Annotated in this window: 16 protein-coding genes; 3 read left to right on the top strand and 13 right to left on the bottom strand. The window is 43.1% G+C overall.

Features of this window, described 5'->3' with window-relative positions; genetic code table 11:
• Positions 1-5 precede the first annotated feature (5 nt).
• Both thiP and thiQ read left to right on the top strand, forming a co-directional pair.
• Positions 6-1,634, top strand: a complete 1,629-nt coding sequence (thiP, locus tag L4C33_RS02745; protein WP_428810938.1) for a thiamine/thiamine pyrophosphate ABC transporter permease ThiP — start codon at positions 6-8, stop codon at positions 1,632-1,634.
• Positions 1,635-1,645: 11 nt separating this feature from the next.
• The gene (gene thiQ, locus L4C33_RS02740; RefSeq protein ID WP_428810937.1) at positions 1,646-2,350 is read left to right on the top strand and encodes a thiamine ABC transporter ATP-binding protein; all 705 of its coding nucleotides are present in this window, start codon (positions 1,646-1,648) and stop codon (positions 2,348-2,350) included.
• Positions 2,351-2,464: 114 nt separating this feature from the next.
• Here thiQ and yjgA read toward each other — a convergent pair whose 3' ends face one another.
• Positions 2,465-2,989 (bottom strand): ribosome biogenesis factor YjgA, encoded by a 525-nt coding sequence (yjgA, locus tag L4C33_RS02735; RefSeq protein WP_428810936.1) that lies wholly within the window; start codon positions 2,987-2,989, stop codon positions 2,465-2,467.
• A gap of 117 nt (positions 2,990-3,106) precedes the next feature.
• Here yjgA and pmbA point away from each other — a divergent pair, with 117 nt between their 5' ends.
• Entirely contained in the window at positions 3,107-4,450 is a 1,344-nt protein-coding gene (gene pmbA / locus L4C33_RS02730; RefSeq protein ID WP_428810935.1) for a metalloprotease PmbA, read from the top strand.
• A gap of 90 nt (positions 4,451-4,540) precedes the next feature.
• Here the strand turns inward: pmbA and mgtE are convergent, their stop codons facing one another.
• From mgtE to L4C33_RS02670, 12 genes are all read right to left on the bottom strand, one after another.
• The gene (mgtE, locus tag L4C33_RS02725) at positions 4,541-5,896 is read right to left on the bottom strand and encodes a magnesium transporter (protein ID WP_428810934.1); all 1,356 of its coding nucleotides are present in this window, start codon (positions 5,894-5,896) and stop codon (positions 4,541-4,543) included.
• A 130-nt stretch (positions 5,897-6,026) separates the two neighbouring features.
• Positions 6,027-6,302, bottom strand: a complete 276-nt coding sequence (locus tag L4C33_RS02720; RefSeq protein WP_428810933.1) for an HPr family phosphocarrier protein — start codon at positions 6,300-6,302, stop codon at positions 6,027-6,029.
• Positions 6,303-6,309: 7 nt separating this feature from the next.
• Positions 6,310-7,173, bottom strand: coding sequence for an RNase adapter RapZ (rapZ, locus tag L4C33_RS02715; protein WP_428810932.1), 864 nt, complete (start codon positions 7,171-7,173; stop codon positions 6,310-6,312).
• 1 nt (position 7,174) lies between these two features.
• Positions 7,175-7,636, bottom strand: coding sequence for a PTS IIA-like nitrogen regulatory protein PtsN (gene ptsN, locus L4C33_RS02710; protein WP_428810931.1), 462 nt, complete (start codon positions 7,634-7,636; stop codon positions 7,175-7,177).
• A gap of 1 nt (position 7,637) precedes the next feature.
• Complete coding sequence (gene hpf / locus L4C33_RS02705) at positions 7,638-7,925, bottom strand: ribosome hibernation promoting factor (RefSeq protein WP_428810930.1); 288 nt, start codon at positions 7,923-7,925, stop codon at positions 7,638-7,640.
• A 48-nt stretch (positions 7,926-7,973) separates the two neighbouring features.
• The gene (locus L4C33_RS02700) at positions 7,974-9,449 is read right to left on the bottom strand and encodes an RNA polymerase factor sigma-54 (protein ID WP_428810929.1); all 1,476 of its coding nucleotides are present in this window, start codon (positions 9,447-9,449) and stop codon (positions 7,974-7,976) included.
• A gap of 58 nt (positions 9,450-9,507) precedes the next feature.
• Positions 9,508-10,233 (bottom strand): LPS export ABC transporter ATP-binding protein, encoded by a 726-nt coding sequence (gene lptB, locus L4C33_RS02695; protein ID WP_428810928.1) that lies wholly within the window; start codon positions 10,231-10,233, stop codon positions 9,508-9,510.
• Between the two features lie 3 nt (positions 10,234-10,236).
• Complete coding sequence (gene lptA / locus L4C33_RS02690; RefSeq protein ID WP_428810927.1) at positions 10,237-10,731, bottom strand: lipopolysaccharide transport periplasmic protein LptA; 495 nt, start codon at positions 10,729-10,731, stop codon at positions 10,237-10,239.
• Positions 10,712-11,275 carry an LPS export ABC transporter periplasmic protein LptC gene (lptC, locus tag L4C33_RS02685; RefSeq protein WP_428810926.1) on the bottom strand — a complete coding sequence of 188 codons (564 nt, stop codon included), beginning with the start codon at positions 11,273-11,275 and terminating at the stop codon, positions 10,712-10,714. Before lptC ends, lptA begins: the two co-directional genes overlap by 20 nt.
• The gene (gene kdsC / locus L4C33_RS02680) at positions 11,272-11,829 is read right to left on the bottom strand and encodes a 3-deoxy-manno-octulosonate-8-phosphatase KdsC (RefSeq protein WP_428810925.1); all 558 of its coding nucleotides are present in this window, start codon (positions 11,827-11,829) and stop codon (positions 11,272-11,274) included. Before kdsC ends, lptC begins: the two co-directional genes overlap by 4 nt.
• Entirely contained in the window at positions 11,829-12,800 is a 972-nt protein-coding gene (locus L4C33_RS02675) for a KpsF/GutQ family sugar-phosphate isomerase (protein WP_428810924.1), read from the bottom strand. Before L4C33_RS02675 ends, kdsC begins: the two co-directional genes overlap by 1 nt.
• Positions 12,801-12,848: 48 nt before the next feature.
• Complete coding sequence (locus L4C33_RS02670; RefSeq protein ID WP_428810923.1) at positions 12,849-13,814, bottom strand: calcium/sodium antiporter; 966 nt, start codon at positions 13,812-13,814, stop codon at positions 12,849-12,851.
• Positions 13,815-13,988 lie beyond the last annotated feature (174 nt).

Genomic DNA, 13,988 nt, shown 5'->3' with positions numbered 1-13,988 from the left:
TTTATATGCAGAATAACATTCCTAAAGTTGGCATTGCGGTTGCGTTAGTCATTGCCACTTTTGTTATCTCCTCTGTTGGGGCATTGCTTAGCAATGCCCCTTCTCTTGATATTAGCCAAGTATGGTCAGACCCTTACTACTGGCATGTCACTAAGTTCAGTTTCTACCAAGCATTTCTATCAACTTTATTAAGTGTTGGTTTGGCGATACCCGTTGCTCACGCTCTTTCTCGCCGTCAGTTCATTGGTCGTAATTTGTTACTGAAACTCTTCGCATCGACTTTGGTACTGCCTGTGTTGGTCGGAGTGTTTGGTTTACTGGCAATTTATGGCAATAGCGGTTGGCTTGCTAAAGGCTTTGCCTTGATAGACGAGAAACTGCCATTCTCTATTTATGGACTGAATGGGATCTTGTTAGCGCATGTTTTCTTTAATCTTCCTTATGCGAGCCGATTGTTGTTGCAAGCTCTCGACACTGTACCGGCTGAGCAACATAAGTTGTGTGCACATTTAGGAATGAGTCACTGGAACAAATTTAAGTGGATTGAATGGCCAAGGTTGCGCCAGCAGCTACCTCATGTGTGTGGGTTGGTGTTTATGTTGTGCTTTACCAGCTTTGCGACAGTAATGGCGCTAGGTGGTGGTCCTAAGTCTACGACAATTGAACTCGCCATCTATCAAGCGATTAAGTTTGATTTTGACTTACAAGCAGGGGCGCTATTAGCTATTTGGCAAATGTTGCTGTGTGGCACTTTAGCGGTGAGTATTCAAAAGTTATCGAAGCCTCTGGCTGTTTCTTCTAGTCAGTTTTCTCAAGACAAGTTCTTAGTTAAAGATAACCTGTGGTCAAAAACCTGGGATAGCGTTTGGATCATGGGGGTCTCATTACTCGTTCTCCCTCCGTTAGCTATGGTGCTTATGAGCGGGGTTAACAGTCAGGCACTTAATGTGTTAGCCAGCGAAGCCTTTTGGCTGGCTCTTGGCACCTCACTTAAAGTGGCATTCTTGGCAAGCTTCCTTGCGGTTAGCGCCGGTGTTTCGATTCTATTAACCACTCGAGCATTGCGTCTCAAACATCAGAACTTTCGAGCTGACAAAATTGAACTGGTTGGCACTATTATTTTGGTTACGCCGGGGCTTGTTATCAGTACTGGGTTATTCTTATTGCTGCGAAGTACCACTGATGTTTTCAGTTTAGCTTTCTTCGTTGTTGTCGCGGTTAACAGCCTAATGGCACTACCTTATGTGATAAAAACGTTGGCTCAGCCGTTACTGCACCTTGCTCAACAATATCAATACTTATGCCCAAGCTTAGGAATGACGGGGTTCAGCCGTTTTCGTTTAGTCGAATGGCGAGCTTTACGTAAGCCGATAGCTCAAGCCTTTTCGATTAGCTTTATGCTCTCTATTGGTGATTTGAGTGCTATCGCATTGTTTGGAAGCCAAGATTTCAGAACTTTGCCTCTGTATCTTTTTCAGCTATTAGGTAGTTACCAAATGGAAGCTGCGGCAGTTATCTCGGTGTGCTTATTACTTTTGAGTGTCGGTAGTTTTAGTATTATTGAACGCGTATTTTCCTCGTCACAACGTTCTTCATCGAAACGCTCATCGTCAAGATTGGCCTCGTCGAAATAAAGGGATTCATCATGTTAGCGTTAAGCAACGTCCATTATCACTATCAACAAGAGATTTTCACGTTCGATTTTGAAGCGGAGCAGGGCGACATTGTCGCTTTGATGGGACCAAGTGGTGCGGGTAAGTCGACGCTATTAGCGTTAGTCGCGGGTTTTATTGAACCTACCCAAGGATCTATTACTGCCAGTAATCAATCTCTCGTGGGGTTAGAGGCGCATCAACGGCCGCTTGCGATGTTGTTTCAAGAACATAATCTTTTTGCTCATTTATCTGTTCGTGAAAATATTGGCTTAGGGCTACACCCAGGACTTAAGTTGTCTTCAGAGCAAGAGCAGCGAGTTATCGATGCTGCAGCACAGGTTGGCATCGGCGAATTTTTAGATAGATTACCTGAGCAGTTATCTGGAGGACAAAGGCAGCGCGTGGCATTGGCTAGATGTTTCGTTCAGCCTCATGATATTTGGCTTCTGGATGAGCCTTTTTCTGCGCTTGACCCACTATTACGTGAAGAAATGCTGGCGTTGGTTAAGCAGTTAGCAAGTGAGAGAAATATTACGGTATTGATGGTGACTCATCATATTGGTGATGCGCGAAGTATTGCGAATAAGTTTGCGTTTGTAGCGAAAGGCAAAGTGCTGGTGGCAGAAGGTATTGAAGGTTTATCCAATCAACATAGTGAACCAATACTGAGCGAATTTGTTCGTGCTGGGGAATAAAGTGACTGAGTTCATTCGTTAGCTGCAATTCATTGTTTTGAATTAGATAGTAAAAGACCTAGCCATGAGCTAGGTCTTTTTTGTTAAACATCAAACTACTGAAAGTTTGAGGTATTAAGCTTCTTCTTTCAGTTCTTTCAGAATTTGAAAGATTTCACGGAATGCTTTTGCTGGCTTGTTCGCTTTCTTCTCTTTGTTCGCTTGGCGAGCAAGTTGACGAAGACGTTGACGATCTGCTTCAGGGTGAGCTTCCATAACTTCAGCAATAGCAGTATCACCTTCAGCAACAATACGGTCACGCATTTGCTCAAGCTTATGTAGTTCAGCGGTTGCTTGTGAGTGCTTATTGCGAATCTTATCTAGAGCTAATTGGATCGGCTCTGGATCAACACTGCGCATTAGCTTACCGATGTACTGCAATTGACGACGCTTTGCTTCGTTCTTGAAACGTTGCGCATCTTTGATTGCTATCGCCATCTCTTCTGATAGTGGAAACTTTTCCAACACAGAAGGCTTAAGCTGAACTAATTCTTCACCTAAAACTTGAAGCGCTTCCATGTCTTCTTTCATTTCGGTACGACTTACCCAAATAATTTCTTCTTCAGGTTCCCAAGGGGCTTTCTGATTTTTACGGGCCATCTTTTCTGCCTATATCACTATCTCATACGAATATATGCCTATTTTAGCAAGAATCGTGGGGAGAATGCGAAATTCTTGTTATCCTACGTAATATTGATATTAAAAATTAGATTAGATATGGATGTGAAACAGCAAGTCGCTCAGCAACGTGTTGAGCTAGAAGCAGCCGTGGCGAAAGCTTTAGACCTAGCTGCTGTAAGTGCCGATGCGGCAGAAGTAGCAATTACAAAGTCTACTGGTTTGAGTGTTTCTACTCGCATGTGCGAAGTGGAAAACGTTGAATTTAATAGTGATGGTGCGCTGGGTATCACGGTTTACCGCGGTCAAAAGAAAGGTAGCGCATCTACATCTGATCTAAGTGAAAAAGCGATAGCACAAACTGTTGCCGCTGCACTTGATATCGCTCAGTACACGTCTGAAGATAAATATGCAGGCCCAGCACCGAAAGAATTGATGGTGCAAAACATTCCTGATTTGGATTTATTTCACCCAGATGAGCCAAACCCAGATGTAGCCGCTGAAATTGCGATTGCCGCAGAAAGACAGGCTCTGGCTTATAGTGACAAAATTAAACAAAGTGATGGCGCAAGTTATGACAGTCACTATGGGTTGAAGGTTTACGGTAATAGCCATGGTTTACTTGCAAGCTACGCATCAAGCCGTCATAGCACGAGCTGCTGTGTGATTGGTGAAGGTAAAAATGGTGAAATGGAGCGTGACTACAGCTATACGCTAGCACGTCACCGTGACGACTTGTGGACGCCTGAGCAAGTGGGTCAAGAAGCTGCTGAAAAGACAGTGAGCCGCTTAGACGCGCGTAAATTACCGACAGGTAAATACCCAATCATGTTTGCTGCCGATGTAGCCACTGGGCTAATGGGTCACCTGGTTATGGCTATCAGTGGCGGTAACTTATACCGTAAGTCATCATTCCTATTGGATCATCTAGGTAAGCAAATCCTTCCTGAGTGGTTCAACATTTCAGAGCGTCCGCATATTTTACGTGGATTAGCTTCTAGCCCTTTTGACAGCGAAGGTGTGTTCACACAAGATCGTGAAATCATCACTGATGGCGTGCTTGCGACTTACTTATTGACAAGCTATGCCGCTCGTAAGATGGATATGGCGCCAACCGGTCATGCTGGTGGTATTCATAACTGGTTTGTAAAATCGACTGGTCAAAACTTTGAGCAAATGCTGAAAGATTTAGGCACTGGCTTTTTAGTTACTGAAGTCATGGGGCAAGGTGTAAACACCGTAACGGGTGATTACTCTCGTGGCGCTGCAGGTTTCTGGGTTGAGAACGGTGAGATTCAGTTCCCAGTGTCAGAAGTGACGATTGCGGGTAACCTGAAAGACATGTTCAATCAGATTGTTGCAGTAGGTAGTGATGTTGAAACTCGCTCTCAAATTCAGACAGGTTCGATCCTGCTTGAGCCAATGAAAGTTGCTGGTGAGTAGTTTGTAACGAGCTAATTTATGCGAAAAGGGCTTGATTATTATCAAGCCCTTTTTCTTTTTATAGATTACTATTTTTTAGTGATTTAGTGTCTAAATCAGTATCGTTGCAAGGCCAAGGAAAACCGATAGGCCGATAACATCCGTTACTGTGGTCAGAGCCATACCACCAGCGAGTGCTGGATCGATATTCATTTTCTTCAACATAACAGGAATAGTTACCCCGGCTATGCCTGCAACGAGCAAGTTAGTCATCATCGCTGCCGAGATAATACCACCTAGTATCCAGTTACCTTTCCAGGCGACAACAATACCGCCAATAATGACGGCCCAAAGAATACCGTTTAGGAAGCCGATAGCCGCTTCTTTTAAGAGTAACTCACGCTTGTTACTGTCACCAATGTGACCAAGCGCTAAACCACGGATCACAAGTGCTACGGTTTGGTTACCGGCCACCCCACCCATCGAAGGTACAATGGTCATTAGGACTGCGATGGCGGCCATTTGATCTAGGGTTGCTTCAAACATGTTTGAAACTGAAGCTGCTGCTAACGCTGCTAGTACGTTAGCACCTAACCAAACGCTACGACGTCTTGCTGATTTGACGACTGGCGCGAAGGTATCTTCGTCATCGTCCATACCAGCCATACTCATCATGGAGTGTTCAGCATCTTCACGGATTACATCGACAACATCATCAATGGTAATACGACCAAGAAGGTATTGATTTTCATCGACGACCGGAGCTGAAACCCAGTTCCTACGTTCGAATAGGCTTGTAATATCTGATGCACTGGTTTCAACCGTTATGGCTTCTTCTGCGCTTTCCATTACGTCAGCGACAGCGATATCGGGTTGAGTAGTGATAAGTGCTGTGATTGGCAAGTTACCAATTAAGCGATTGTTTTCATCAATGACATATAACACATCAGTGGCTTCTGGTAGTTCACCACGCATTCTCATGTAGCGCAGAACTACGTCGATATCGACATCACCACGAATGGTGACGACGTCGGTATTCATTAATGCGCCGGCTGAATCTTCAGGGTATGAAAGTGCGGTTTCAACTAAAGCTCGATCTGCTGAGTCCATTTGAGATAGGACTTCACGAGATACGTCATCTGGTAAGCTTCGAAGTACGTAGGCAACATCATCGGTTTCCATACCTTCCGTTGCTTCTGCTAATGTCTCTGGTGCCATTTTTGACACGAGAGCATCTTTAACGTCTTCGTTTAATTCATCAAGAATCTCACCGTAATCTTCAGGATCGGTGAGTTGCCAAAGTACTTCACGGCTTTTACGTGGAGATGCCTCAAGCAAGTGCGCGATATCTTCAGGTTCCATGTCCTGAAGCTGACGGCGCACGTGAACAAAGCGACCATTTTCTAGTGCTTCGCTAACTTCTTGGAGGGTTTGGTGAGCTTGGTCGAATTCTAGTTGCTCTGCCATGTTTCCCCCTGCCTCTTAATCTTTACAATGCGTTGAATAGTAACTTAATTCTAGGTCTTATTTAATAATAACTTTGGAAGGTAAGTGATTTTATTCGGTGGTAGTACCAAAGACAGAAAATGGGAAAGTGCTATTCGCCTTCATCAAATTTGTCTTCAATTAAATGACACACAGCGTGTAACGCTTGTTCTGCATCAGAACCATTTGCTTGAATCGTAATATGTTGACCTTGTGCTGACTCCAGCATCAGTAAGCCCATGACACTATCTGCGGTAGCGCGTTTATCTTCTTCACTCACAATCGTTACCGTGGAATCGTAACTTTGCGCGAGTTCGACAAGTTTGACTGCAGCTCGTGCATGCAACCCAAGTTTATTTTGAATCAATACTGTTTTAGTCAGTTCCACAATCGACCTATAGATTTTTTTCTAGTGATGCATGACGAATTTGAACTTGATGTCCAAGCTCTGAAAAGTACTCACCAATCTTTTGTGTTAGATAAACAGAGCGGTGTTTACCACCAGTACAACCAATCGAAACCGTGAGGTAGCTGCGGTTGTTCTTCTCAAGCATAGGTAACCACTTTTCAACAAATCCTTGAATTTGTTGTTTTAGCTCTATGACTTCTTGGTGTTTCTCCAAGAAAGAATGGATGGGCGCATCAAGCCCAGTCATTGGGCGTAAATCAGGTTCCCAATGCGGGTTTGGTAAAAAACGTACATCAAATACGTAGTCTGTATCGCTAGGGATACCGTATTTAAAGCCAAAGGATTGGAAGACAATTATAAGGTCTTGCTTCTCTCGTCCTTCAACTTTCAAGCGTACCATTTCACTTAACTCATACAGAGTTTGATTACTGCTATCGAGAATTAGATCTGCTTGTTCGCATAGAGGACTAAGGAGCTTCTGTTCTAGTTCGATAGCTTGGTCGAGTGACAGCTTTTCCGTGCTTTGAGAAAGAGGGTGGATACGTCGTGTTTCACTGTAGCGTTTTAATAATGTTTCTTTATTTGCGTCGAGGAACAGGACATCAACATTGATGTTATTCGATGCTTTTAATCGGTCTAAAGCATCAGAAACTAAGGCAGGCTCTTTCGGTAGGTTACGTATATCAATACTAACAGCAACGTTTTGTTTACTGTCTTTCACCGAGTCAACGAACGCATCCAGCAGGTTGACTGGAAGGTTATCTACGCAGTAATAGCCTAGGTCTTCGAGTACACGAAGTGCTACGCTTTTACCTGCTCCAGACTGACCACTAACAACGATTAATCGCATGCTATTGCTCGCAAGTTTGGACGTTAGTCATAATCTCGTAAAGCTCTTGGTCGCTTTGCGCATTACGTAGTGATTTTAGAGTTTGCTTGTCATTCAAGCGTTCTGCCATACAAGAAAGGGTTTTTAAGTGCTCTTTACATTGTTCACTTGGAACGAGCAGAGCAAATAGTAGGTCGACAGGACGGTTATCAATAGCATCAAATTCAATCGGGTCTTGGCATTGAAGTAAGACCGCGATGGCTTTGTCGCTAGATTTCATTCGAGCATGAGGAATAGCAATACCATTGCCAATACCAGTACTGCCCATCTTCTCGCGACTGAGCATACATTCGAATAGCTCTGTGGAATCCTGGCCAGTAGTTTCAGCCACAATTTGACTGATCATTTCTAGTGCTCGTTTTTTGCTTGTGCATTGGACTGCACTTTTGGTGCAGTCCAATGAAAGTACTTCGCTTAATTGCATGTTAGTGACTACTTAGCTTTTCTTTGTGCTTGTTAAGTTGGCGGACAAGTTTGTCGACGAGTGAATCTATTGCTGCATACATATTTTCATCGTCGGCAGTAGCGTGGATTTCCCCATGATTAATATGGAGCGTCGCTTCTGCAATTTGATGGATTTTTTCAACTTTAAGAACAACCTGCACACTATTGATATGATCAAAAAAGCGCTCAAGTTTGTCGAATTTAGTGTGAACATAGTCTTGCATTGAATCGGTAAGATCAACGTGGTGCCCTTGAATATTGATTTGCATAGACTTTCCTTTTCAGTTAGTTACCTGATATCTATAACTGGAATAAGCTTATAGCAGGCGTTTACGCTGACTCGATGGGGCAATGCCCAGAGATTCACGGTATTTTGCTATTGTCCGTCTAGCAACCTGAATTCCTTGGTCAGCCAGTAAGGCAGCAATTTTGCTATCACTCAGCGGTTTTGCGATGTTTTCAGCCGCAACCAGCTTTTTAATTAGTGCGCGTATTGCTGTTGATGAACACTCTCCACCATTGTCAGTATTGACGTGACTGGAGAAGAAGTACTTCAATTCAAATATCCCACGAGGGGTATGCATAAATTTCTGGGTTGTAACACGAGATATGGTGGATTCATGCATGTCGACGTCGAGTGCGACATCATTCAACACCATTGGCTTCATTGCCTCTGCACCATGTTCAAAGAAACCGTGCTGATGTTCAACAATGCATCGCGCAACTTTGAGGAGCGTCTCGTTTCTGCTCTCTAGGCTTTTGATTAGCCATTTCGCTTCTTGAAGGTTGGAGCGGATGTATTGGCTATCCGCGCTATTGCCTTTACCAAGTTGAGCATATTGCTGATTCACTTTGAGCTTTGGCACGCTATCTGGATTGATGGTGACGTGCCACCTTCCTCTGTCTTTGAATACAGAGACATCAGGAACCACATATTCGGTTTCATCTGGTGTGATTTTACTGCCTGGGCGAGGGTCTAACTGTTGAATGAGCTGCAAAACTTCACGCAATTCATCTTCTTTAAGCTTAGTTTCTTTGATAACAAGCTTGTAGTCACGGTTACCGAGTTGATCGATATGTTTCGAAAGAACCAGTTTTGCTTCGCTTAGCCAAGGAGTATCTTCAGGGAAAGTAGCCAGCTGTAGTAGTAAACAGTCTTGAAGATCGTTAGATGCGACACCTAGTGGGTCAAACTGCTGAACACGCTTGCGAACTGCTTCAATTTCATCAAGCTCGATATCTTCATTATTGAAATTTTCTAAAATTTCTTCTGTTGATACGGTTAGGTAACCATGATTATCGATAGCATCAATAATGGCGAATGCAATGGTTCTATCTGTTTCAGAGAATGGTGTTAAATCGAGTTGCCACAGTAAGTAATCTTGGAGGCTTTGGGTGGTTTCACCTTGGTAGACAGGCATGTCGTCATCAACGGCAATTCCTGTGCTTCCTGTATTGGCGCTGTAAACATCTTCCCAAGTGGTGTCTATTTCAAGGTCATTACTGATTTCAGATTTTTCGATAAGATCTGAACTGTCGGGTAAGTCGTTTTCAGTGGAAGCTTCAGCACTTGTCTCGGCTGGCGCTTCTTTGTCTTCATTACTTTGCTTATCTTCAGCCGACGCTGCTTCCTCGTTGCCTTCTTCGACATCAAGTAGAGGGTTTGATTCGAGAGCTTCTTGAATCTCTTGCTGTAAATCCAATGTCGACAACTGCAACAAGCGAATCGCTTGCTGTAATTGAGGTGTCATTGCTAATTGTTGGCCTAGCTTAAGTTGTAATGAGGGTTTCATTCAGTATTACTTACCTTATTATTTTTTTTAGACTTAACTAACGATGCTCTCTATCTAATCATAGACGGAATTGTTCACCTAGATAAACTTGTTTTACTTGCTCGTTATTGAGAACATCTTCAGGTGTACCTTCAGCAATTAGGTGGCCTTGACTTACAATGTAGGCTTTTTCACATACGTCTAATGTTTCACGCACGTTATGGTCTGTGATCAATACACCTAAGCCACGATCTCGTAGATGTTCAATGATCTTCTTGATGTCGATTACTGAAATCGGGTCAACACCAGCAAAGGGTTCGTCGAGCAAAATAAACTGAGGGTTTGCGGCTAAAGCTCTCGCAATTTCAACACGGCGACGTTCGCCACCAGACAGCGCCATACCATTACTGGCACGGATATGTTGAATGTGGAACTCTTCTAGTAAGTCTTCTAGCTTATCTTGGCGTTGCTCGCTCGTTAGTTCATCTCGAGTTTGTAGAACTGCCATGATGTTGTCCTCAACAGACAACTTACRGAATATAGATGCTTCTTGAGGTAAGTAGCCTATACCTAAGCGAGAGCGGCTGTGCATTGGCAGTATGCTGATGTCGTTATCATCAATACTAATCGTGCCTTCATCACGAGCAACTAAGCCTACAATCATATAGAACGACGTAGTTTTACCTGCACCATTCGGTCCAAGCAACCCCACGATTTGACCAGATTCTACCTGCAAGCTTACGTCAGTAACCACTTTGCGCTTACTGTAGGTTTTTGCCAGGTTTTGAGCTTTCAATACTGCCATAATCTATTTGTTCACTTGAGCAGGTTGTAAGACAGTCGATACTCGCTTTTCAGAGCTGCTGTCCGCAATAAGTTTCTGAGACGTAATTTGGTACGTAATTACAGACCCTCGAATGATGCTGCCATCTTGAGACAACACTGCATTTTCAGTCATGATCAGTCGGTCGGTTACCATTTTATAATCAAGCTCGTTAGCTTCACCTTCGAGGGTTTTACCGTCATCAGTTAATTGCGAAAAGGTTGCAGGCTGGCCGTAACCTTTAATTGTTTGGATCTCGCCAGTTTCTGGGTGACGGGTAACGATTACTTTGTCGGCATTCATATTGATGCTGCCTTGCTTAAGCTTTACATCACCGATGAAGGTTACTTGGTTACTTTTCATGTCTAGCTGTTGACTGTCTGAATCAATGTAAACAGGTTGTTCAGAGTCTGAAGATAGAGCAAGTGCATTTGGCACAGCAAATGCGAAAGCTAATAGGCTAAGGTGTAAGAGTTTCATATCTACCTTGAACATTGTTAAAAAGGGTCGCATTATTTTCGTCGAAGTTCCCGATCATTGCTTGTCCCTCATTTTCAAATTGAGGGCCCACTAAATGTACAGGATCATCGGAATTAAAATCACGGCTTACTAGATGTATGACAAGACGATCAGTGGTCATAGTATCAAAGCTAGCGTTAGGTAATAGGTTTTTTGCTACAACATCATCATAAAGAGTGAGGACCTGTTCTTCGGTCATCACCGCTCTTTTCGATGTCACTTGCCATTCAACAACTTCACCTTCTCTATAGATAGAAAGGATCGGGTTTTCAAAAATAGTATCACCACTCGTTGCGTAGTGTTCTAAATGAGTCGATATAACTTTATAGCTGCGAATGCCATCGGAATTAAATGTGATGTTGTCTAAATTCTTACCAGTAAACATCGGTAGTTCTAAGTTTGGAACTACTTGGGTTGTGCGTGCATTTTCTTTGTCATAGAGGTAGTAAACCGACCATGAACAAATAAAAATCAGTATCAAATAAAGGATACGAGACAAACTCATATACTTAGACCTTTGTGAGTATCAAGTTCATCACGAGCTTGCAGAATAAGATCGCAAACCTCACGTACTGCACCGTAACCACCATTGATAGTCGTAACATAGTTAGCTCGTTGAACCAGAAGTGGGTGTCCATCTGCTACGCAGACCTTTAAACCGACTTTTTCCATTACTGGCCAGTCGATAAGGTCATCGCCAATATACCCAGTATGCTCAGGGGCAATGTTGAGTTGCTTACAAATATCGTTATAGGCTTTTACTTTGTCATCTTGACCTTGATAAATCAAAGAAATCCCCAGTGCTGTCATTCTGTTTTCAACAATCTGAGACTTACGGCCTGTAATAATCGCAATTTCAATGCCTGCATTCATCAGTGATTTAACACCATAGCCATCACGGGTGTGAAAAGTTTTTAATTCTTCACCATTGTTCCCCATGTAAATACGGCCATCTGAGAACACACCATCAACATCACAGATGAGAAGTTTGATGTTTTTCGCTATATCTAGAATTGGTTGTTCTACTTCGCCATAAAGTGTTTTAACGGATTGAGACATTACATTACTCCCGCTTTTAATAAGTCATGCATGTTAAGCGCACCCACTAACTGACCATTTTGACAAAGCATTAAGCCGTTAATGCTTTTATCCTGCATGAGATTCAGCCCGTCTACGGCGAGCATGTTTGCTTCTGCAATCGTTGGGTTTACAGTCATGACTTCACCAATAGGTGTTGTGTGTATATCAACTCGTTTGTCGAGGATACGGCGTAAATCGCCATCGGTGAATACACCAAGCATAGAGCCATTTTCATCGACAATCGCGGTCATACCTAAGCCTTTTTGAGATATCTCTAAAAGAGCGTCACGTACTAGTGCTTCTGGTCGAACAATAGGTAAGGCATTACCCGAGTGCATGATGTCTTCAAGCTTTAGAAGTAACTTGCGACCCAACGCACCACCTGGGTGGGAAAGGGCGAAATCCTCAGCGGTAAAGCCACGAGCTTGTAACAACGCCATTGCTAGAGCATCACCCATGACTAAGGTTGCCGTTGTGCTGGTCGTCGGCGCTAGTGCCAGAGGACATGCTTCTTCCAATACTGTGATTTGTAAGTGAAGGTTAGCTAGGCTCGCCATATTTGAATTAGGCTTACCTGTCATGCTGATGATTTTAATATTGAGACGTTTAAGTACGGGGAACAGGCTTAAAATTTCAGATGATTCTCCAGAGTTAGAGATCGCTAAAACAATGTCGCCTGGTTCTATCATACCTAAGTCACCATGCGCAGCTTCGCCTGGGTGAACAAAGAAAGAGGATGTCCCAGTACTTGCTAGTGTTGCAGCAATTTTCTTCCCGATATGACCTGACTTACCCATTCCCATAACCACGACTTTTCCTTTGTTACCAAGGATAAGATCGCAAGCTTGAACAAAGTCGTCGTTAAAATACTGGTCTAATTGTGTTAATCCAGCTATTTCCGTGGCTAGTACTTGTTTTGCCACGCTGCGGTAATCAAACGGTTGAGACATCTAATACTCCAGAGTTTACGTTCACTTTACTTCACATTAATCGTGAGATTAAGCGGCCATGTTCATTAGTAAGTACACTTGGTAGGCCAAGAAACAAGCGACCAAAAAACCACCTTCAATACGATTAACACTGCGTGATTTACCTAGTGCCATAATGACTAATAGTAGTGATACACCAAGCATGACCCAGAAGTCTCGACCCATGGCGAACTCGCTAAGAATGGAGGGATTTAAAATGCCAGGGATACCCATCACAGCAAGAATATTGAATACGTTAGAGCCGATGATATTACCTACAGCCATATCATCTTCTCCCTTCATTACACCCGCCAGAGAAGCGGCTAGTTCAGGAAGACTTGTACCAATTGCGATGATAGTCAGACCTATCACTAGATCGCTCATACCGAAGTATTTAGCGATAATAACAGCGTTATCGACAAGCAAATCGGCAGCTAATGGTAAAACGATTAAGCCAATCACGACCCACATAGCCGCTTTAGCATTGCTGACCCCTTCAGGGATCTCAGACTCTTGTTCTTCAATGAATGCATCGCCGTTTTGTTTTTCTTTACGGCTAATTTGTAGCATGGTGAATAAAAAAGCACCGAAAAGAACAAAAAGAAGAACGCCTTCGTAGAAACCTAAGTGACTATCCCAAAGAAGTGCACCAGCCAGCAACGTAACACCTATCATTAGTGGTAGTTCACGGCGTATTACACCTGAGCTAATAGATAGCGGTTTAATTAGCGCGGTAATACCTAGGATCAAAGCGATGTTCGCAATGTTAGAACCTAATACGTTACCTACTGCTGTATCTGTTTTTCCATCTAAAGCTGCGGTTGCAGAAACCATCATTTCAGGAGCTGAAGAGCCCATTGCAAGAATTGTCATACCAATAACTAGTGGTGAGATACCTACATTTCGAGCCAGTGCTGCAGCGCCAAAAACCAACTTGTCGGCACTCCAAACTAAAAAGACGAGACCTACGATAAGAAATGCTATGGCTTCAAGCATGATGATTCCTAAAAAATATATAAAAAGACATGATTAACCGCCAATTTTGACGTGTTGCTGATTAAAAGGGAAGTGACTGTTTAAATTAATTATTGCTTAAGTGTAAAGAAACACCTGAGTGGTCGATGTTTACTATATGACATCTCTATAAATTGGCACTATTTAGTATAGAGC

This window comes from Vibrio makurazakiensis (genome assembly GCF_050337375.1).
In the GTDB taxonomy this organism is placed as follows: Bacteria; Pseudomonadota; Gammaproteobacteria; order Enterobacterales; family Vibrionaceae; genus Vibrio; species Vibrio makurazakiensis.
Note: the sequence above shows the minus strand (reverse complement) of the source record. Positions and strands in the feature narration are given on the sequence as shown.

Coding starts and splice junctions, on each gene's coding strand:
- thiP (WP_428810938.1), top strand. CDS start 6: ATGCAGAATAACATTCCTAAAGTTGGCATTGCGGTTGCGTTAGTCATT.
- thiQ (WP_428810937.1), top strand. CDS start 1,646: ATGTTAGCGTTAAGCAACGTCCATTATCACTATCAACAAGAGATTTTC.
- yjgA (WP_428810936.1), bottom strand. CDS start 2,989: ATGGCCCGTAAAAATCAGAAAGCCCCTTGGGAACCTGAAGAAGAAATT.
- pmbA (WP_428810935.1), top strand. CDS start 3,107: ATGGATGTGAAACAGCAAGTCGCTCAGCAACGTGTTGAGCTAGAAGCA.
- mgtE (WP_428810934.1), bottom strand. CDS start 5,896: ATGGCAGAGCAACTAGAATTCGACCAAGCTCACCAAACCCTCCAAGAA.
- rapZ (WP_428810932.1), bottom strand. CDS start 7,173: ATGCGATTAATCGTTGTTAGTGGTCAGTCTGGAGCAGGTAAAAGCGTA.
- ptsN (WP_428810931.1), bottom strand. CDS start 7,636: ATGCAATTAAGCGAAGTACTTTCATTGGACTGCACCAAAAGTGCAGTC.
- hpf (WP_428810930.1), bottom strand. CDS start 7,925: ATGCAAATCAATATTCAAGGGCACCACGTTGATCTTACCGATTCAATG.
- L4C33_RS02700 (WP_428810929.1), bottom strand. CDS start 9,449: ATGAAACCCTCATTACAACTTAAGCTAGGCCAACAATTAGCAATGACA.
- lptA (WP_428810927.1), bottom strand. CDS start 10,731: ATGAAACTCTTACACCTTAGCCTATTAGCTTTCGCATTTGCTGTGCCA.
- lptC (WP_428810926.1), bottom strand. CDS start 11,275: ATGAGTTTGTCTCGTATCCTTTATTTGATACTGATTTTTATTTGTTCA.
- kdsC (WP_428810925.1), bottom strand. CDS start 11,829: ATGTCTCAATCCGTTAAAACACTTTATGGCGAAGTAGAACAACCAATT.
- L4C33_RS02675 (WP_428810924.1), bottom strand. CDS start 12,800: ATGTCTCAACCGTTTGATTACCGCAGCGTGGCAAAACAAGTACTAGCC.
- L4C33_RS02670 (WP_428810923.1), bottom strand. CDS start 13,814: ATGCTTGAAGCCATAGCATTTCTTATCGTAGGTCTCGTCTTTTTAGTT.